This window comes from Mycolicibacterium brumae, assembly GCF_025215495.1.
In the GTDB taxonomy this organism is placed as follows: Bacteria; Actinomycetota; Actinomycetes; order Mycobacteriales; family Mycobacteriaceae; genus Mycobacterium; species Mycobacterium brumae.
On sequence record NZ_CP104302.1, the window covers coordinates 3495307 to 3513397 of the forward strand.

Annotated in this window: 21 protein-coding genes; 11 read left to right on the forward strand and 10 right to left on the reverse strand. The window is 68.9% G+C overall.

Annotated features, from left to right (window positions below; all coding sequences use genetic code 11):
• The first annotated feature begins 59 nt into the window (after window positions 1-59).
• Complete coding sequence (locus L2Z93_RS17125) at window positions 60-653, forward strand: TetR/AcrR family transcriptional regulator (protein WP_090588637.1); 594 nt, start codon at window positions 60-62, stop codon at window positions 651-653.
• A 3-nt stretch (window positions 654-656) separates the two neighbouring features.
• Here L2Z93_RS17125 and L2Z93_RS17130 read toward each other — a convergent pair whose 3' ends face one another.
• The 3 genes from L2Z93_RS17130 to L2Z93_RS17140 all read right to left on the reverse strand — a co-directional run bounded on the left by L2Z93_RS17130 (window position 657) and on the right by L2Z93_RS17140 (window position 2645).
• Window positions 657-1505: a hypothetical protein gene (locus L2Z93_RS17130; protein WP_090588638.1), complete on the reverse strand. Its 849-nt coding sequence runs from the start codon at window positions 1503-1505 to the stop codon at window positions 657-659.
• A gap of 164 nt (window positions 1506-1669) precedes the next feature.
• Complete coding sequence (locus L2Z93_RS17135; protein ID WP_090588639.1) at window positions 1670-2236, reverse strand: phosphatase PAP2 family protein; 567 nt, start codon at window positions 2234-2236, stop codon at window positions 1670-1672.
• A 25-nt stretch (window positions 2237-2261) separates the two neighbouring features.
• Window positions 2262-2645: a VOC family protein gene (locus tag L2Z93_RS17140; protein ID WP_090588640.1), complete on the reverse strand. Its 384-nt coding sequence runs from the start codon at window positions 2643-2645 to the stop codon at window positions 2262-2264.
• Between the two features lie 52 nt (window positions 2646-2697).
• Between L2Z93_RS17140 and L2Z93_RS17145 the strand changes: the two genes are divergently transcribed.
• Window positions 2698-3045 carry a pyridoxamine 5'-phosphate oxidase family protein gene (locus L2Z93_RS17145; RefSeq protein WP_090588641.1) on the forward strand — a complete coding sequence of 116 codons (348 nt, stop codon included), beginning with the start codon at window positions 2698-2700 and terminating at the stop codon, window positions 3043-3045.
• A 168-nt stretch (window positions 3046-3213) separates the two neighbouring features.
• Here the strand turns inward: L2Z93_RS17145 and groL are convergent, their stop codons facing one another.
• On the reverse strand, window positions 3214-4839 hold the full coding sequence (gene groL / locus L2Z93_RS17150; protein WP_090588642.1) for a chaperonin GroEL: 1626 nt from the start codon (window positions 4837-4839) through the stop codon (window positions 3214-3216).
• Window positions 4840-5289: 450 nt separating this feature from the next.
• Here groL and L2Z93_RS17155 point away from each other — a divergent pair, with 450 nt between their 5' ends.
• Entirely contained in the window at window positions 5290-6630 is a 1341-nt protein-coding gene (locus tag L2Z93_RS17155) for an FAD-dependent oxidoreductase (protein ID WP_090588643.1), read from the forward strand.
• Window positions 6631-6684: 54 nt separating this feature from the next.
• Here the strand turns inward: L2Z93_RS17155 and L2Z93_RS17160 are convergent, their stop codons facing one another.
• On the reverse strand, window positions 6685-8196 hold the full coding sequence (locus L2Z93_RS17160; protein WP_090588644.1) for an acyl-CoA synthetase: 1512 nt from the start codon (window positions 8194-8196) through the stop codon (window positions 6685-6687).
• A 105-nt stretch (window positions 8197-8301) separates the two neighbouring features.
• Between L2Z93_RS17160 and L2Z93_RS17165 the strand changes: the two genes are divergently transcribed.
• Both L2Z93_RS17165 and L2Z93_RS17170 read left to right on the forward strand, forming a co-directional pair.
• Window positions 8302-8805 carry a DUF1648 domain-containing protein gene (locus L2Z93_RS17165; protein WP_202971868.1) on the forward strand — a complete coding sequence of 168 codons (504 nt, stop codon included), beginning with the start codon at window positions 8302-8304 and terminating at the stop codon, window positions 8803-8805.
• A gap of 181 nt (window positions 8806-8986) precedes the next feature.
• The gene (locus L2Z93_RS17170; RefSeq protein WP_090588646.1) at window positions 8987-9247 is read left to right on the forward strand and encodes a hypothetical protein; all 261 of its coding nucleotides are present in this window, start codon (window positions 8987-8989) and stop codon (window positions 9245-9247) included.
• Between the two features lie 12 nt (window positions 9248-9259).
• Here the strand turns inward: L2Z93_RS17170 and L2Z93_RS17175 are convergent, their stop codons facing one another.
• The 5 genes from L2Z93_RS17175 to L2Z93_RS17195 all read right to left on the reverse strand — a co-directional run bounded on the left by L2Z93_RS17175 (window position 9260) and on the right by L2Z93_RS17195 (window position 11213).
• Window positions 9260-9583, reverse strand: a complete 324-nt coding sequence (locus tag L2Z93_RS17175; protein WP_090588647.1) for a type II toxin-antitoxin system PemK/MazF family toxin — start codon at window positions 9581-9583, stop codon at window positions 9260-9262.
• Window positions 9580-9813 (reverse strand): YlcI/YnfO family protein, encoded by a 234-nt coding sequence (locus L2Z93_RS17180; protein WP_090588906.1) that lies wholly within the window; start codon window positions 9811-9813, stop codon window positions 9580-9582. The genes L2Z93_RS17175 and L2Z93_RS17180 overlap by 4 nt, the downstream gene beginning before the upstream one ends.
• Before the next feature lie 58 nt (window positions 9814-9871).
• Window positions 9872-10474 (reverse strand): hypothetical protein, encoded by a 603-nt coding sequence (locus tag L2Z93_RS17185; protein WP_090588648.1) that lies wholly within the window; start codon window positions 10472-10474, stop codon window positions 9872-9874.
• 65 nt (window positions 10475-10539) lie between these two features.
• The gene (locus tag L2Z93_RS17190; RefSeq protein WP_090588649.1) at window positions 10540-10974 is read right to left on the reverse strand and encodes a PIN domain-containing protein; all 435 of its coding nucleotides are present in this window, start codon (window positions 10972-10974) and stop codon (window positions 10540-10542) included.
• The gene (locus tag L2Z93_RS17195) at window positions 10971-11213 is read right to left on the reverse strand and encodes a ribbon-helix-helix domain-containing protein (protein ID WP_090588650.1); all 243 of its coding nucleotides are present in this window, start codon (window positions 11211-11213) and stop codon (window positions 10971-10973) included. The genes L2Z93_RS17190 and L2Z93_RS17195 overlap by 4 nt, the downstream gene beginning before the upstream one ends.
• A gap of 180 nt (window positions 11214-11393) precedes the next feature.
• On the opposite strand from L2Z93_RS17195, the gene L2Z93_RS17200 reads away from it, so the two are divergent.
• The 6 genes from L2Z93_RS17200 to L2Z93_RS17225 are packed head-to-tail and all read left to right on the forward strand — an operon-like array spanning window position 11394 to window position 18059.
• Window positions 11394-13097: a DEAD/DEAH box helicase gene (locus L2Z93_RS17200; RefSeq protein ID WP_090588651.1), complete on the forward strand. Its 1704-nt coding sequence runs from the start codon at window positions 11394-11396 to the stop codon at window positions 13095-13097.
• Window positions 13094-13549: a DUF3592 domain-containing protein gene (locus L2Z93_RS17205; protein ID WP_128111837.1), complete on the forward strand. Its 456-nt coding sequence runs from the start codon at window positions 13094-13096 to the stop codon at window positions 13547-13549. The genes L2Z93_RS17200 and L2Z93_RS17205 overlap by 4 nt, the downstream gene beginning before the upstream one ends.
• Window positions 13550-13609: 60 nt before the next feature.
• Window positions 13610-14926 carry a PE-PPE domain-containing protein gene (locus tag L2Z93_RS17210; protein WP_090588653.1) on the forward strand — a complete coding sequence of 439 codons (1317 nt, stop codon included), beginning with the start codon at window positions 13610-13612 and terminating at the stop codon, window positions 14924-14926.
• Between the two features lie 60 nt (window positions 14927-14986).
• Entirely contained in the window at window positions 14987-16114 is a 1128-nt protein-coding gene (locus tag L2Z93_RS17215; RefSeq protein WP_090588654.1) for an LLM class flavin-dependent oxidoreductase, read from the forward strand.
• Window positions 16111-16992 (forward strand): ABC transporter permease, encoded by an 882-nt coding sequence (locus L2Z93_RS17220; RefSeq protein WP_090588655.1) that lies wholly within the window; start codon window positions 16111-16113, stop codon window positions 16990-16992. The genes L2Z93_RS17215 and L2Z93_RS17220 overlap by 4 nt, the downstream gene beginning before the upstream one ends.
• Window positions 16989-18059, forward strand: coding sequence for a taurine ABC transporter substrate-binding protein (locus L2Z93_RS17225; protein ID WP_090588656.1), 1071 nt, complete (start codon window positions 16989-16991; stop codon window positions 18057-18059). Before L2Z93_RS17220 ends, L2Z93_RS17225 begins: the two co-directional genes overlap by 4 nt.
• Window positions 18060-18091: the final 32 nt, after the last annotated feature.

The window sequence follows — 18091 nt, forward strand, 5'->3', positions numbered from 1 at the left end:
CCCCCGCCAAGATAGAACGGTACTGTACAGTACCGTTCGGCTTTGGCTAGGGTGTTCCCATGACCTCCGAGCTGATCGACGCCGCCGCGCGGCCCCGCTGGTCGGCGCGTGAGCAGGAGTTTCTGACAATCACCCTGCGGCTGCTGCAGGAGCACGGCTACGACCGGCTGACCGTCGACGAAGTGGCCGCCGAAGCCAAGGCCAGCAAGGCCACCCTGTACCGGCGTTGGCCCTCCAAGACCGATCTGGTGGTGGCGGCCTTCATCGAGGGCGTACGCATCCAGGCCCGGCCCCCGAACACCGGTTCCTTGCGCGAGGACCTGCTGGCGATCGGCGGGATGATCTGCGCGACGGCCGGGACGCACGCGCCAACCGTCCGCGCGGTGCTCAACGAGATCTCCCGCACCCCGGCCCTCCGGGAGGCCATGCAGTCCGAATTCCTCGACGAGCGGCACGCCCTGTTCAACGAGGTGCTCGAGGCGGCCGTTCGGCGCGGTGAGATCAACGCCGACGCCGTCAACCCCGAACTGTGGAACGTGCTCCCGGGCTACCTGGTGTTCCGGTTCCTGCTGCCCACGCCGCCACCCGACGCGGAAACGGTGCGCGCACTGGTCGACGAGGTGGTGCTGCCGTCGCTGACGCGGAAGACCTGACGCTCAGCTGGCGCGGCGCAAACCACCGAGCAGGGTGGCGATCACGCCGACCACCACCAGTCCCCCGCCTACGGCGAGACTGATCGTCAGCCAACTGTGCAGGCTGTCGAGCACTGTGCCGAACAAGGCCTGCGCCGCCGCGCGGGCGTCGGTGGTCAGCTGGTCGAACACCTCGTCGACCCGGCCGCGGCCGACCTCCGCGCCCGCCCAGCCGGCCGCGCCGACCAACAGACCCGAGACCCCGAGCGAGATCAGCCCGCGGCCCAGCCGTCGGGAACTCCACAGCGTCGCCACCGCGAACACCAGCGCCAGCAACGCCGCGCCGATCGCCACGATCGGCCCCCAGGTCGACGCCGGTTTCAGGGCTCCGGGGCGCGCCCAGTCCGGGGCTGCCTCGGTCAGCGGCACCGGGATTGCGTCGGGCACGCTGATGTTGAACTCCGCCAGGGTGTCGGTGAACGCGGGGTCGGACAGCATCGGCGCCACGTCGATCACCCAGCGACCTTGGTCGTCGACCTCGGAGCGGACCCGGTGGGTGAACAACCAGCGGTGCGCGAACCGGTTGGCCTGCGCGAATTGGCCCGGAAACGCGCTCCCGCGGGTGTAGGAGGTGGCCACCGCGCGCACCACCGCCGGGTTCACGCCGGAGCCCTCACCCGCCATCGACACGATCTGGGTGCTCAGCTGACTGGCGACGGCCAGCTGCAGCTCCGGATCGGCGGCCGCGCGCTGTGCCAGCGCCGCGTACCCGTCGGCCCGGATGAGATTGTGCTGCGCCCAGTTGGCCGGCACCGCGACGGCGAGCAACACGGTGGCCAGCAACCACAGCATGGCCGTCCGGATCGCGCGCACGACTCCCCCTCCTCGCAGGTTTGCCTCGCCAGTGTGGCACGGCGGCGCGTCGCCGCAGCAGCGCGCACGCCCGGGTCGGTCGGTGCCGTACCGGAATGGGGTGTGTGCGGGGCGTTGTGTGGATAATCCCGTCGACGGCTCCCCCACACCCCATTTCGGTACGCTCAGCGACCCGCCCCGACTCCCGGCGGTGGGCAGCCGGCGACGACGGCCGCCGCAGCGACCACCGCGGTGCCCAGGAACAGTGAGCCGACGGTGTCGGTGAAGTAGTGGTAGGTCAGCGACTGCCCGAGCATGCCCGCGACGATCAGCACACCGGCGGCCAGCACCGCCCAGCACTGCCAGGCCGCGACGATCACCAGCAGCCCGGCTACCACCACCAGGGCGGTGGTGTGCCCGCTCGGATAGGCCAGCGTGCCGCCCTTGGTTCGCCCGAACGCCGCCTTGATCGCCGGGACCAGCAGCAACGCCGACAATGGCGCGGTGACCAGCACGGTGGCGGCCACCCGCAGGCGCCGCTGCCACAACGCGACAGCGACGCCGATCACCCAGGCGGCGGTGACCACTCGGTGGTCGGTGACGAACAGCAGCACCAACCGCCAGTCGTAGATGGCGATGTTGTCGCGCAGGAAGTAACGGTCCAACCGGGTGGGGCCGCGGCCGACGACCCGGGCCAGCGCGATCATCACCAGCACGCCGATGACCGGCCACCAGCGAAACAGCTGCCTCATGGCCGGCGACGTTACCCGCGGGCGCTCAGGCTCCGGCGCCGTGGAAGACCGCCTCGACGTTATTGCCGTCGAGGTCGCGGACGAAGGCCCCGTAGTACCCCGGGTGGTACTCCGGCCAGCGGCGGGGGGCGTGCAAGGAGGTGGCCCCCAATTCGATCGCGGCGGCGTAGAACGCGTCGACGGCCGTAGTGTCGGCGGCCTGGAAAGCGAGGTGCACCTCCCGGTTGGGGCCCGACGCGTCGCCGGCGGACATATCGGCGATCCAGAAGCTGGGGTGCCCGTCGCGGCCGTACCCGACCGCGATGCCGTGATCCAGCTGTCGGGTGTACCCGAGCACGCCGAGCACCCGGTCGTAGAACACCTGCGCAGCGGGCCAGTCGCCGCAGTTGATGCCGATGTGGTCGATCATGGGCTCACGCTACGTCCGCGCGCCGAGGCGCCGCGGGACTATCGTCGTGCGGATGAGCTCCGTCGACCTGGACCGCCTGACCGCAGCCCTGCCCGACTTCGACCAGGCCTTTCTGGTCACCGTCGGCGACGACGGCCGCCCACACGTGGTGGAGGTGGATCCGATGTTCACCGCCGGGGCCTTCGACGTCGGCGCTGTCGGTGGGCATACCGCGGCGAATCTGGCCGACCGCCCGAACGTCACCCTGCTGTGGCCGGCCCGGGAACCCGGCGGCTACGCGCTGATGGTCGACGGGCTGGCCCAGGCCAATCCCGCGTCGACGGTGGTGGTCCCCACCAAAGCGCTGTTGCACCGGCGCGGCGCCGACGGCTCCCCGGACTGCGTCATCTTCAGGACCTGAACGCACCGCACTGGGCGGCTTCGTCAAAATGTGCGTGGATTCGGCGGGTCCGCTGGCTATATGCCAGTAGACCCGCCGAATCCACGCACATTTTGACGGGCTCGCGCCCAAGAGGAGAGGCCCGGCCTGCCGAAGCAGACCGGGCCTTCCGGTTGAGCTGATAAGGACTTAGAAGTCCATGCCGCCCATGCCACCGGTCGGGTCGCCGGCGGGAGCGGCGGCCTTCTCCGGCTTGTCGGCGACGACGGCCTCGGTGGTGAGGAACAGCGCCGCGATGGACGCCGCGTTCTGCAGCGCCGAGCGGGTGACCTTCACCGGGTCGGCGACGCCGGCCTTCAGCAGGTCCTCGTACTCGCCGGTGGCGGCGTTCAGGCCGCTGCCCGCGGGCAGGTTGGAGACCTTCTCGGCGACAACGCCCGGCTCCAGGCCGGCGTTGAAGGCGATCTGCTTCAGCGGAGCCGACAGCGCGACGCGGACGATGTTCGCGCCGGTGGCCTCGTCACCGGAGAGCGACAGATCCGACAGCGACGGGGCGGCCTGCAGCAGGGCCACGCCGCCACCGGCGACGATGCCCTCTTCGACGGCAGCCTTGGCGTTGCGGACGGCGTCCTCGATGCGGTGCTTGCGCTCCTTGAGCTCCACCTCGGTGGCAGCCCCGGCCTTGATCACCGCAACACCGCCGGCCAGCTTGGCCAGGCGCTCCTGCAGCTTCTCGCGGTCGTAGTCGGAGTCGCTGTTCTCGATCTCGGTGCGGATCTGGGCCACCCGGCCGGCGATGGCGTCGGAGTCACCGGCGCCCTCGACGATGGTGGTCTCGTCCTTGGTCACGACGACCTTGCGGGCCTGACCCAGCAGGGCGACGTCGGCGGTCTCCAGGGACAGGCCGACCTCTTCGCTGATGACCTGGCCACCGGTGAGGATCGCCATGTCCTGCAGCATCGCCTTGCGGCGGTCACCGAAGCCCGGGGCCTTGACGGCCACAGACTTGAAGGTGCCGCGGATCTTGTTGACCACCAGGGTCGACAGGGCCTCGCCCTCGACGTCCTCGGCGATGATCAGCAGCGGCTTGCCGGCCTGGATGACCTTCTCCAGCAGCGGCAGCAGGTCCTTGACGGTGGAGATCTTGGAGCTGACCAGCAGGATGTAGGGATCCTCCAGGACGGCTTCCTGACGCTCGGCGTCGGTGACGAAGTAGCCCGAGATGTAGCCCTTGTCGAAGCGCATGCCCTCGGTGAGCTCCAGCTGCAGGCCGAAGGTGTTGGACTCCTCGACGGTGATGACACCCTCGTTGCCGACCTTGTCCATGGCCTCGGCGATCAGGTCGCCGATGGTCTGGTCGCCCGCAGAGATCCCGGCGGTGGCCGCGATCTGCTCCTTGGTCTCGACCTCCTTGGCGGACTTCAGCAGGTTCTCGGTGATGTGCTCGACGGCCTTCTCGATGCCGCGCTTGAGGCCGAGCGGGTTGGCGCCGGCCGCGACGTTGCGCAGACCTTCGCGAACCAGGGCCTGAGCCAGCACGGTGGCGGTGGTGGTGCCGTCGCCCGCGACGTCGTCGGTCTTCTTGGCGACTTCCTTGACCAGCTCAGCGCCGATCTTCTCGTACGGGTCCTCCAGGTCGATCTCCTTGGCGATGGACACACCATCGTTGGTGATCGTGGGGGCGCCCCACTTCTTCTCCAGGACGACGTTGCGACCCTTGGGGCCCAGCGTCACCTTTACCGCGTCGGCGAGGGCGTTGAGGCCCCGCTCGAGGCCGCGACGGGCCTCTTCGTCGTACGCAATTGTCTTGGCCATTGCGAAGTATTCCTCCGGATCGGGGATGACTCGTTACTTACGCCGGCCGGGTGCAGTGCCCGCGACGGACGGCTGTGGGCTAACGAAGGCCCTGCCTCACCGTCCCGACCTAGCACTCACCGGTCGTGAGTGCCAAAACATTCTTAGCACTCGACATAGGAGAGTGCAAGATCGGGACGCGGGCCGGCGCGGACTTCCGCTCAGCGCTGAAACTAAGTTGCGGCGGCGCCGCATCGAGCCAGGAAACACCCGCCGAAGACCGTTGCCCGGGCCTTCGCGAATGTGCATTGCCTAACTTGCCTCAATTACAATTCCAGAGGAGAACGACGAATCAGTCAGCATCCCGTGCGCACGACCAGACGGGGATGAGACGGGGCTCTGTCAGACGTAGGGCCCAAGCCGCGAGCGAGATTGGCTAATCTTGCCGCGCCTATTTAAGGAGCCATGACTATGAGGCCGATCCGTGTCGCCATCATCGGCGCTGGACCTGCGGGTATCTACGCCGCTGACATCCTCGCCAACGAGCATCCGGAAGCCCGGATCGACATTTTCGACCGTCTGCCTGCGCCTTACGGCCTGGTTCGATACGGCGTCGCGCCGGATCATCCGCGCATCAAAGAGATCATCAAGGCGCTGCGCCGGGTGCTCTCCCGCGACGAGATTCGCTTCATCGGCAACGTGAATTACGGCAGCGACGTCAAGCTGACCGACCTCAAACGCCATTATGACGCCGTGATTTTCGCCACAGGCGCGCACCGTGACCGCGCCCTCGACATCCCGGGCATCGACCTCGAGGGCAGCTACGGCGCCGCCGATTTCGTGTCCTGGTACGACGGGCACCCCGACGTTCCGCGGCAATGGCCGCTGACTGCCAAGCAGGTCGCCGTGCTCGGCGCCGGCAACGTGGCCCTGGACGTCGCGCGGATGCTGGCCAAGCCGGCCGACGAGCAGCTGAGCACCGAGATCCCGGACAACGTGTACCAGGGCCTGAAGGCCAACCAGGCCACCGACGTGCACGTGTTCGCCCGCCGCGGCCCGGCCCAGATCAAGTTCTCCCCCATGGAGTTCCGCGAGCTGTCGCACTCCCCGAGCGTCGACGTGATCGTGCACCCGGAGGGCTTCGAGATCGACGAGGGCAGCCAGGAGGCGATCAACAAGACCAAGTCGGTCAAGCTCGTCGTCAACACCATGATGAAGTACCTCGAGCAGGAGCCGACCGGCGCGCCGCACCGGATCCACATCCACCTGTGCCAGTCGCCGGCGGAGATTCTCGGCGAAGATGGCAAGGTCGTCGCGCTGCGCACCGAGGTCACCGAACTGACCGGCGACGGCACCGTGCGCGGCACCGGCGAGTTCAAGGAATGGCCGATGCAGGCGGTGTACCGCGCGGTGGGCTACCTGTCCTCCCCGCTGGCCGACGTGCCGTTCGACCACCACGAAGGCGTCATCCCGAACGAGGCGGGCCGGGTCCAGGACATGGACGGCCAGCAGGCGGGCGTCTACGTCACCGGCTGGATCAAGCGCGGTCCGGTCGGCCTGATCGGGCACACCAAGTCCGACGCCGCCGAGACCATCAAGAACCTGCTGGAGGACCTGCCGTCGATCAGCGCGCCGGAGATCTCCGACCCGGGCGCGATCCTCGAGCACCTGAGCGGCAACGGCGTGGACTTCACCACCCGCGAGGAGTGGGACAAGCTCGACGCCCACGAGGTGGCCCTGGGCGAGGCGGCCGGCCGCCAGCGCATCAAGGTCGTCGACCGCGACGAGATGGTGCGGGCCGGGCGCGCGTAGTTCTGAGCTTCACCCCGAGGGCTGTCGACGTATTCGTCGGCAGCCTTCGGCGTTTCAGCCCATCAGCGTGCGCTTGAGCAGCTTGCCCGTTGGGGTGCGCGGCATCTCGTCGATGAACTCGATGACCCGCGGGATCTTGTAGCCGGCGACGCGTTCGCGCAGGTAGTCGGCCAGCGCGGACGCCTCGGGCCGGGATCCGGGCGCGGCCTGTACGACGGCTTTCACCTGCTCGCCCATTTCCGGATGCGGAACGCCGAACACCGCGACGTCGTGCACGTCGGGGTGCAGCGCGAGGGCGTCCTCAATTTCCTGCGGGTAGATGTTGACCCCGCCGGAAATGATCATGAAGTCCTTGCGGTCCACCAGGTAGAGGGCGCCGTCGTCGTCGAGGTAACCGATGTCGCCGGTGGTGCCCCAGTTCGGATGCTCGGGATGCTGTGCGCCGCGGGTCTTTTCGGGGTTGTTGTGATAGGCGAAGGGGAACACCTCGCGCTCGAAGTAGACGACGCCGGACTCCCCGACCGGAAGTTCACGACCGTCGTCGTCGCAGATGTGGATGGCGCCAAGCACCGACCGGCCGACGGATCCGGGTTTGGCCAGCCACTCGGCGGAGTCGATCATGGTGACGCCGATCGCCTCGGTGGACGAGTAGTACTCGCACAAGATCGGTCCCCACCAGTCGATCATCGCGTGCTTGACCTCGGCCGGGCACGGGGCGGCGGCGTGGATGGCGATCCGGTGCGACGACAGATCGTGCGAACGACGTTGCTCGTCGGCGAGTTTCAGCATCCGGACGAACATGGTCGGCACCCACTGGCTGTGCGTGACGCGATACTTCTCGATGGCCGTCAAGGCTTGGGCGGCGTCGAAGCGCGGCATCACCACCACCGTCGCGCCGACTTCGTGGATCATGCCGCCGAACCGCAGCGGCGCGGCGTGGTAGAGCGGCGCCGGAGACAGGTAGACAGTGTCGGCGTCGAACCCGTAGGCGGCGCCGAACAACATCCGGAGCATGTTCACGTGGGTGTCGATCGAGGCTTCCGGGAGCGCCGGCTTGACACCCTTGGGCCGGCCGGTGGTGCCGGAGGAGTACAGGAAGTCCGTTCCTCGGGGCTGGTCTTGCGGCGGCGTCGGCGACGCCGCGGACAGCGCGGCGTCGTAATCGTCGTAGCCGGGGATCGGGCCGCCGACGGCCAACCGGAGCCGCACCGCCGGGCATTCGGCGGCGACCGCGGTGGCGGTGTCGGCGAAGCCGGCCGATGCGATGAGCGCGCCGACTTGCGCGTCGTTGACGATGTAGGCGACCTCGGGCCCGGTGAGGTGGTGGTTGATCGCGGTCAGGTACAGCCCGGATCGCATTGCCGCCCAATAGAACACGTAGGTCTCGAGCAGATTCTCGGCCAACACCGCGAGCACGTCGCCGCGACCCAGACCGGCATCGCGCAGGGCGTTGGCCAGCCGGACGGAGCGTTCCTCAAGGGCCGCGTAGGTCAACGTTTCGCCGGTGTCGGACATGACGACGGCCGGTTTGTCCGGAGTCAGCGCGGCGAAAACCCCTGGGTGCATCTGTCCTCCTGCCGTCCGACCTTCGTCCTATCACACGATATTTGGCCAGGTGACCGATTAGGCCGTCGAAGCGCGTTCACCACTCGATGCGGTTGACTGAAGGACGTGCGAATCCCGACAAAGTTGTTCCTGATCGCGCTGGTGGCCTTCCTGGCCGCGTGGGTGTGGTTCGGCCTATCGGCCCCGGCCGCGGTGCCCGCGCATTTCAACGCCGCCGGTCAGGTCGACCGGTGGGATTCCAAGTTCGCCTTCCTGGCCGTCATCGGGGTGCTCGCCGCAGTGCTGGCGCTGCTATTCGGGACGATGCGCCACTGGCTCGGCAAGATGCCGGCCGGGTTGATCAATCTGCCGTCGCGGCGGGCGCACGCCTACTGGACCGCCGAAGAGCGCCGCGCCGAACTCGATGACGCCGTCGCCGACTGCATGGAGTGCGTGGGCGCGGCGTGCCTGCTGCTGATGACGGCGATCCTGGGGATCTCCGGCTGGGTCGCGGCGGGTCACGCCGTCGGCGTCGGGGTGTTCGTCGCGTTGCTGATCGGATTTCTCGCCGTCACCGCCGGGGCGATCGCCTACCTGTTGCGGCGACTCCGGGTTCCTCCGCAGAGCTGAATGACCGGGGCGGAATTGCCGCGTCGCGCCCTGCCCGACGCGGCTTAGGCTCTGGCCATGGGGAATTGCGTGGGCGCGGGTGGGGATGGCGGCGATTGCGGCAGCGGTGGTGCTGACGGGGTGTCCGACCACAACCGGGCATCCGGAGCCGGAAGCGTCGACCACCACAACGACGACCACCGTGAGCACCACGACCGCTGTGCCCACCACCGCGGCGCCCACCACGACCAAGGCCCCGGTGTCGTCGGTGCCGCCTCCGGCGAACTACCAGACCATCACCTGCCGGGAGTACCAGACGCTGGACGAGTCTCATCAGATCGCGGTGCTGGAGGCGCTCGGCGGCAACAACGCCGACCTCGTCGCGCCGATCATCGACGTGGGCTGCTCAGGATTCCCCGACCTGACCATCGCGGACGTGCTGGCCGGCAATCTGCCCGAATGAGTCAGCCAGTCCTCACTCGGAGAGCAGCGAAACATCCAGGTCATAGGCAAGCACGGCCGCCGCGGCGAGCTGGCGTTCCTGCGCGTCGGTGAGGACCCCGACGGTCCGCCCGAGCAGTCGCGTCGGGATGGTCACCACGTTGTCCAGCGAGATGGCCCCCGCGCGGTCGAGACCGTTCTCCGGGCCGACGGGCACCTCGCTACTCAGCCCTTTGACCGTCGTCGTGATCGGCGCGACGGTCACCTTCGTCATCGCCGGCCGCGCCAGGGCGCGAGTCAGCACCACCACCGGCCTGGTCTTGTCCAGCTTGGCCAGGCAGATCTCGCGGGCGCTCATTCCCGAGCGTGGAGAGCCTCGGCGGTCCATTCCACAAGACCGTCGAGATCGTCGCCGGCGCCGTACTCGGCGAGGCGCTCCACGTCACGCTCAGCAGCCAATCGACGGAGTTCCCGCTCCAGGGCCGCTTCCACCAGGGACGCGCGGCTGCGCGCACGGCCGGCCGCGACCACACGGTCCAGCGCGGTGACCAGAGCGTCGGGCAACCGAACCGCGATCTGAGTGCTCATACAGCCAGAGTACACCGTGAATCCCATATTGGGATTCAGTTTAGCTGCCGAGGGATCGTCAGTGGCCTTGCGAAAGCACCCACAGTTCGACGCGGTTCCCGGCGCCGACGACGAGCAGGGTTTCGGCGTCCGCGGGGGTGCCAACCCAGTTGTCGAGGGAGCCTCCGGGACTCCCGGCCCAGGCGGTGGTGACAGCCAGTCGGGTGTCGGCGGCGCATTCCAGCACCGGTCCGTTGTACCCGTCGTTCACCGACTCCCGGGTGAAGCCGCGGGCCACCACGTCGTCGTCGCAGGTGGTGGACCGCAGCGCCGGGAACGCCGGGTTCGCGGCGGCGACAGCCGCCGCAGCCTGCTCGAATGTGCCCGGCGCGCGGTAGCGGCCCCAGTACGAGTCAGCCCCGCTGAACTGGATCAGCGCGGTCATCTGCTCAAACTGGAACCCGTCGGGGATCGCGACCTCGCGGTAGTCCATCGCCTCAACCGCAGCCTGCTCGTCGATCCGGTGATAGCCATAGTCGTCGGGATCCCCGAACGGGCCGACCACGATGACGATCCACGCGATCCACCCGACAAACGCCAACGCGCCGGCAAGCAACACCGCGGCCAGCGTGATCAGCGCGACGCGCAGACCGCGTCGCCGTTGGCCCACCTCCGCGCTCATACATTGAGGCTAAGGGCCTCGCCGACGGGTCCCGGACACAAGATCCGACGTCGGATCAGCACCCCTCACCCGTCGGCGGGCAGGATGGTGAAGCTGCCGAAGCCAGGCGTCAGAGGCGTGATGGCGCGGAAGTCGCGGAGGTCCAGGGTGAAGATCCGGTTGGTGCGGTACCGATCCGCGATGACCACGCCGAGCCCGTCGGCGAGATCCAGTTCCAGGCCTGCGTAGGCAGTTCGGACTCCTGCGGCGGCGATCAGATCGTCGTTGGCGACCGGCGCCAACACATAGTCCCCGTCCGCTATCCGGTCGGTCAGCGCCTCCACGGCGGCGAGCGCGGCCCGGAAGCCGAAATTCCGGCGCATCAGGTGGTCGAGTTCGGTCAGCACAGTGGGCGAGATGACCAGCTGTTCCGAGGCCATCACCAACCTCGCGGATTGGTGCTCGGTCTCACCGGCATCGAATGCCGCCAGCACCGCGGAGGTGTCGGCGACGACGATCACCGGCGCGCCGCTCGGTCGGCGATCTCGTCGACCAACTCGGCTTTGATCTCGTCAACGGCGCGGCTACGCCCGCTGTCGAACACGGGCATTGGCTTCGCCTGCCGGGGCCGCTGGCTTTCGTCCAGCAGTTTCGCGACACCACGGCGAATCAACTCAGCCTTGCTGACGCCCTCCGCCCGCGCCTCAGCCTCCAGGCGAACATCGAGTTCGACCGGCAGATACACCGTGGTCTTGTGCATGCCATATATGGTACTGGCACTTCCAGGCCGGGTCGCTGATTGCCGCCGGGTTTCCGTGAGACGGGAGCCCGGATGAGACAGGGTTCGACGCTCCCGGGTTCGCCCAGGACACGCCGCGCGGATGTGCGTCGGCCAAACCGGCTGGCCTAAACTGCGGGACGAATCGATTGGAGTCTTCGGGTGCCGGCTGAGATAGCGCCCAGCACCCAGGCTTTGCGGGGCTGGCAGCGACGAGCTTTGGTGAAATACCTGGCCGCCAAGCCACGCGACTTCCTGGCCGTGGCCACCCCCGGCGCGGGAAAAACCACCTTCGCGCTGCGGATCGCCGGCGAACTGCTGGCCGAGCGGACCGTCGACCAGGTGACGATCGTCGTCCCAACCGAGCACCTCAAGGTGCAGTGGGCCCAGGCCGCCGCCCGCAACGGCATCGCACTGGACCCACGGTTCTCCAACTCGAACTCCCAGACCTCCAGCGAGTACCACGGCGTCGTCGTGACCTACGCCCAGGTCGCCAGCCATCCGACCCGGCACCGGGTTCGCACCGAGAACCGCAAGACCCTGGTGATCTTCGATGAGATCCACCACGGCGGCGACTCGAAGAGCTGGGGCGAGGCCATCCGGGAGGCGTTCGACGACGCCACCCGGCGGCTGTCCCTGACCGGCACCCCCTTCCGCAGCGACGACAGCCCCATCCCGTTCGTCGAGTACGAGCCCGACGGCGCCGGCTACCAGCGCTCGAAGGCCGACCACGTCTACGGCTACTCCGACGCGCTGGCCGACGGCGTGGTCCGCCCGGTGGTGTTCCTGGCCTACTCCGGCGAGGCCCGCTGGCGCGACAGCGCTGGCGAGGAGTACTCCGCCCGGCTCGGCGAACCGCTGAGCGCTGAGCACACCGCCCGCGCCTGGCGCACCGCGCTGGACCCGGCCGGCGAGTGGATGCCCGCGGTGCTCGCCGCCGCCGACCGCCGGCTCACCCAGAAACGCGCGCACGTGCCGGACGCCGGCGCGATGGTCATCGCCTCCGACCAGACCACCGCCCGGGCCTACGCCGAACTGCTCAGAAAGATCACCGGCGAGATCCCGACCATCGTGCTGTCCGACGACCCCGGATCCTCGGACCGGATCAGCGCCTACTCCGACTCCGACTCCCGCTGGCTGGTGGCGGTGCGGATGGTCTCCGAAGGGGTGGACGTGCCCCGGCTGAGCGTCGGGGTGTACGCGACCAGCGCCTCCACCCCGCTGTTCTTCGCCCAGGCCATCGGCCGGTTCGTGCGGTCCCGACTGGCCGGGGAGACCGCCAGCATCTTCCTGCCGTCGGTGCCGAACCTGCTGCAACTGGCCAGCGAGCTGGAGGAACAGCGCAACCACGTGCTCGGCAAGCCGCACCGCGAGGAAAGCCTCGACGAGGATCCGCTGGACGCCGAGCTGGCCGCGCAGCGCCGCGAAGAGAAGTCCGAAGAGGAGAAGGGCTTCGAGTCCCTCGGCGCCGACGCCGAGCTCGACCAGGTGATCTTCGACGGATCGTCGTTCGGCACCGCCACCCCCGCCGGCAGCGACGAGGAGGCCGACTACCTCGGCATCCCCGGTCTGCTGGACGCCGGACAGATGCGCGACCTGCTGTCCCGTCGCCAGGACGCCCAGCTGCAGAAGCGGACCGCCTCCGGGGAGCTGCCGAAGGTGGCGTCCACCCACGGGCAGTTGCGCGAGCTGCGTCGCGAGCTCAACTCGCTGGTGTCGGCCACCCACCACAAGTCCGGCAAGCCGCACGGCTGGATCCACAACGAGCTGCGCCGCCGCTGCGGCGGGCCGCCGGTGGCCGCCGCCAACCGGGAGCAGCTCCAAGAGCGCATCGAGGCGATCCGGACGCTGCACCGGGAGCTGTGAGCGTGCGATCGAGCATCGAGGACATGGACGTCCCGGCCATCGTGGGCTGGATCTTCGGTGTGCTCGGCGCGCTGCTCACCATCGGCGCCTGTGTCTGGGGCGCCGTCGACATCGCCATGATCCGCGCCTCCGATGAGACCACCGGCGTCGTGGTCGGCCGGCATGCGGTGACCTCGACCGATTCCGACGGCCACCGCAGCGTCACCTACCGGATCGACGTCCGCTACGAGGTCGACGGGGTCCCCTACACGCACACTCCCTCCGGCTCGTCGAACCCGGCGCCGCATGTCGGCGACAAGGTTGGCGTCTATTACCGCCCGGAGAATCCCTCGGACGCGCGGATGGGCGGCGCGCTGCCCTGGATGGGGCACATGATCGTGCTCATCCTGGGGTTCGTCTTCTTCGCCGTGGCGATGTTGCTGTTCTTCGTCCGTCGGCGTCTGGGCTCCTAGTTCGTGGTGGCGACCCCGACCACCTAGGCTGGCCGGATCAGCAGCTCGGGGGAACATCACATGCGCCATCACGCCTACCGGTTCGCCGCGGCGGCCGTCGCGGCCGTCACCGCGCTCGCACTGGCGGCGCCCGCCCAGGCCGGCGCCGTCGCCCAGCCGGACTGGATGCCGACGTTGGACAACGACGACGTCGTCGTATCGGTCCCCGGCACCGGGGACGCCGGCGGCGCCGACCAACTCGGCCGCAGCCGTGACATCGGCCTGTTCGGGACCGACCCGGCGAACTGGCCGCCGGTGCGGATCATCGACTACCCGGCGGCGTTCGGGTTCACCATCGGCCCGGTGCTGATCCCGATCGTGGGGACCGGCACCTTCAACGGCTCCACCGACATCGGCTCCGCCAAGGCCGTCGCGGCGGCAGAGAATCACCAGGGCAACGGCCGGGTGGTGCTCAACGGCTATTCGCAGAGCGCCCCGATCGCGATGAACGCCGCCCACCTGCTGCGACTGCGCGGCACACCCGACGAGAAGATCATGGTGGTGGTCGGCGCGGACTCCCGCTTCCCGAACACCGGGGTGGAGAACGTCCTGCCCAGCTTCCTGCCCGGCATGCTCACCAACGGGGACCGCGATCCGGCCGACCTCGGCGACGCGGAGGTGTACTCCTACTGCGTGCGCGGCGACGCGACCTGCGGCGTCGGAAACCCGCTGGCCGACCCGCTCGGCACGCTGTTCTACCTGGCGCCCGGCTTCTACCTGCACGCCAATATGAACGACGACCTCAACGACTTCACCGAGGTCCGGCGCTGGAGCAGCAAGGACGGCTGCCTCGCCAACTGCGGGAACACCACCTACGTCGTCTACGACGGCGGAAACCCGTGGGCGATGATGCTGCGCGACAACGGCGTGCCGGTGCCGCGCGAGGTCGATTACGTCATCAGCATCCTGGTTCCGGTGCCCGAGCCCGGGGTGCGGCAGAAGTTCGCCGGGGTCGACGTGCCCACCCCGCGGGAGCTGCAGGAATCGGCGAGCAAGCTGCTCGGGCTCACCGTTCCGACCAGCGACCCGGACCGCAACGCCAAGGTGCGGGACCGGCTCGTCGCCGACGCCACGCGCGATGACTCGACACCGGCGCCCCCGCGCGGGCAACTGCGCACCGCGGTGACCTCGGCGGCGAACGCGTTCTCGACAGCACGGCGTGATCTCAAGGCCGCGGTGCGCGAACTCGCGCCGCCGAAACTGCGCGACGGCGTCGCCAAGATTCAGAACGCGGTCGAGCAGCGGCTGACTGATCGGCGCCAGCAACGCGCCGAGCGGCCCCGGTTGGTCGAGCGGGTCAAGGCGACGGCTTCTACTCAGGGTGAGAACAACCCGTGACGTCCTGAGCGGTTCCGGGCAGCATTTGCGGAAGTAACTCTACTTACGCGAGGCCCTTCCATGACCATCCAGTTGCACTGGTTCCTGCCCACTTACGGTGACAGTCGCGAGATCGTCGGCGGCGGCCACGGCACCGCCGCCGGCGCGGCGAGGCGCGACCGCGACGCCTCCATCGACTACCTCGCCTCGATCGTGCGGGCCGCCGAGACGTTCGGGTTCACCGGGGCATTGATCCCGACCGGCGCCTGGTGCGAGGACGCGTTCGTCACCGCCTCGCTGCTGGCCAGGGAGACCAGCACCCTGGCGTTCCTGGTGGCGCTGCGGCCGGGGCTGATCAGCCCGACGCTGTCGGCGCAGATGGCCGCCACCTTCGCCCGGCACGAGCCGGGCCGGATCCTGCTCAACGTCGTCGTCGGCGGCGAGGCGCACGAGCAGCGCAGCTACGGCGATTTCATCGACAAGGACTCCCGCTACCGGCGCTGCGACGAATTCCTGGAGGTGGTTCGCGGGCTGTGGGCCGGAGAGACCGTCAGCTACGACGGCGAGCACATCCGGGTGCAGGAGGCCGCGTTGGCCACACTGCCGAATCCAGCGCCGCCGCTGTACTTCGGCGGCAGTTCCCCCGCCGCCGGCCCGGTCGCCGCCCGGCACGCCGATGTGTACCTGACCTGGGGCGAACCACCGGAGGCGGTGGCCGCCAAGATCGCCTGGATCCGCGAACTCGCCGAGGCCCAGGGCCGCCAGATCCGGTTCGGCATCCGGCTGCACACCATCTCCCGGGACAGTTCCGAGGCGGCCTGGGCCGAGGCCGGCCGGCTGCTCGACGCCCTGGACGACGAAGTCGTCGCCAAAGCCCAGGCCGGGCTGGGCCGCAGCGAATCCGAGGGGCAGCGCCGGATGCTGGCGCTACACGAGTCCCACCGCGCCGACGGCAGCTGGAACGACGCCCGCGCGCTGGAGATCGCGCCGAACCTGTGGGCCGGGGTCGGGCTGGTCCGGGGTGGAGCGGGCACCGCGCTGGTCGGCAGTCACACCGAGGTCGCCGACCGGATCGCCGAGTACGCCGACGCCGGTATCGACGAGTTCATCTTCTCCGGTTACCCGCACCTGGAAGAGCTGTACTGGTTCGGCGAAGGCGTCGTGCCGATCCTCACCGAACGCGGACTGTTCAAGGAGGCGACCGCATGACCACCCTGACCGCCCACGCCGTCGCGGTGAGCCGCCGCGCCGGCCGCCCGCGCACTCTCAGCGCCGAAGCATCGTCGAACCTGCGGCATTGGGCCGTGCGGGTCGCCGCGCTGGTCGGTTTCCTGCTGGCCTGGTGGGCGGTCACCGCCGCCGGCCTCATCCAACCGCTCTACCTGCCCGCCCCCGGCGAAGTCTGGCAGGCCTTCGTCCGCGCCAACACCTGGCACCAAGTCGCCCCCGGCGTCCCCCGCGAGGTGCTCGGCGAACAGAACTACTTCCTCTGGGAACACCTCATCGCCAGCCTGCAACGCATCTTCATCGGCGTCGCCGCAGCCATCGTCTTCGGCGTCGCCCTCGGCTTCCTGATGGGCTCCTCGAAATGGATCTCCACCATCGTCGAGCCGTACCTGAACTTCCTGCGGGCGCTGCCGCCGCTGGGCTACTTCAGCCTGCTGATCGTCTGGTTCGGCATCGGCGACACCTCCAAAGTTTGGCTGCTGTTCCTGGCCGCCTTCCCCGCCATCACCGTCGCCACCCTGGCCGGAGTGACCGGCGTCAAACGCGACTACGTCAACGCCGCCCGCGCCCTGGGCGCCAATCACTCCCAGGTCACTCGCCGGGTGGTGCTGCCGGCCGCGACGCCGGACATCATCAATGGCATCCGGCTGGCCGTCGGGTTCGCCTGGACCACCGTGGTGGCCGCCGAACTCAACAACGGCATCCCCGGCATCGGCGGACTGGCCTACGTCGCCGGAACCCAACTACGCACCCCACTGGTCATCGCCTGCATCGTCGTCATCGGCATCACCGCACTGCTGCTCGACTCGGCGATCAAATGGCTCGGCAACATCGCCGCCCCCTGGAAGGGACACGTGTGAGCACCCCCGCCCGGCCCATTCTGACGACGAGCCTGCTGGCGCTCGCCGCCGGACTGACTCTCTCCGGCTGCCTGGTGGAGTCCGGCCGCGGTGAGATGAGCCGTTCCACGATCGACAAGGTGGACTGCCCGATCGCGCCGAACCCGGACGTCACCGCGACCGTCCGGATCGGCTACCAGCAGATCCCCAACGGCGACCTGATCGTCAAGGACGCCGAGTTGCTGAACACCTGCTTGCCCAACGCGCAGATCGTGTGGACCCAGTTCTCCTCCGGCGCCGACGTGGTGCGGGCCTTCGGGTCCGACTCGCTGGACCTGGGTCTGTACGGGTCCGCCCCGGCGGCCAAGTCACTGTCGGCGCCACTGAACCTCGACGTGCGCGTCATCTGGATCCAGGACGTCATCGGCTCCGCCGAGTCACTGGCGGTGCGTGACCCGGCGATCACCGACATCTACGGGCTGCGGGGCAAGAGCGTCGGGGTGCCGTTCGGGTCCACCGCGCACCTGAGCCTGCAGTCCGCGCTGGACAAGGCCGGCCTGGCCAAGGACGTGAACGTCATCAACCTGGAGCCCAGCGCCATCGTCGGCGCCTGGCAGGGCAACCAGATCGACGGCGCCTTCATCTGGGAGCCCACCCTGGGCGAGCTCACCCAGAACGGCCACATCATTCTGACCGCCGAGGACACCGCCAAGGCCGGCAGCCCCACCTTCGACCTGGAGGCCGCGCGGGGGCAGTTCATCGACGAGAACCCCGAAGTGCTGCTGGCCTGGACGGCCGCGCAGAACTGGGCGGTGAATCTGATCAACGACGATCGCGACGCCGCGATCACCCGGTTGTCCGGACAGCTCGGCGTCAATCCCGATCAGGTGGCCGCCCAGCTGGACGGCTACATCTACCTGGACGCCGCGACCCAGGCCGGGCCTAAGTACCTCGGCGGTGGGCTGGGCCCCGATATCCGCAACACCGCCCTGTTCCTGAAGGGCCAGAGCGGGGTCGACGCCGTCGGCCCGCCCGCGGATTACACCGACGCCATCTACCCCGACGCGGCGAAAGAGCTGGCCCGATGAGCGGGCAACGTTTTTCCGCGAGCGAACGAGGG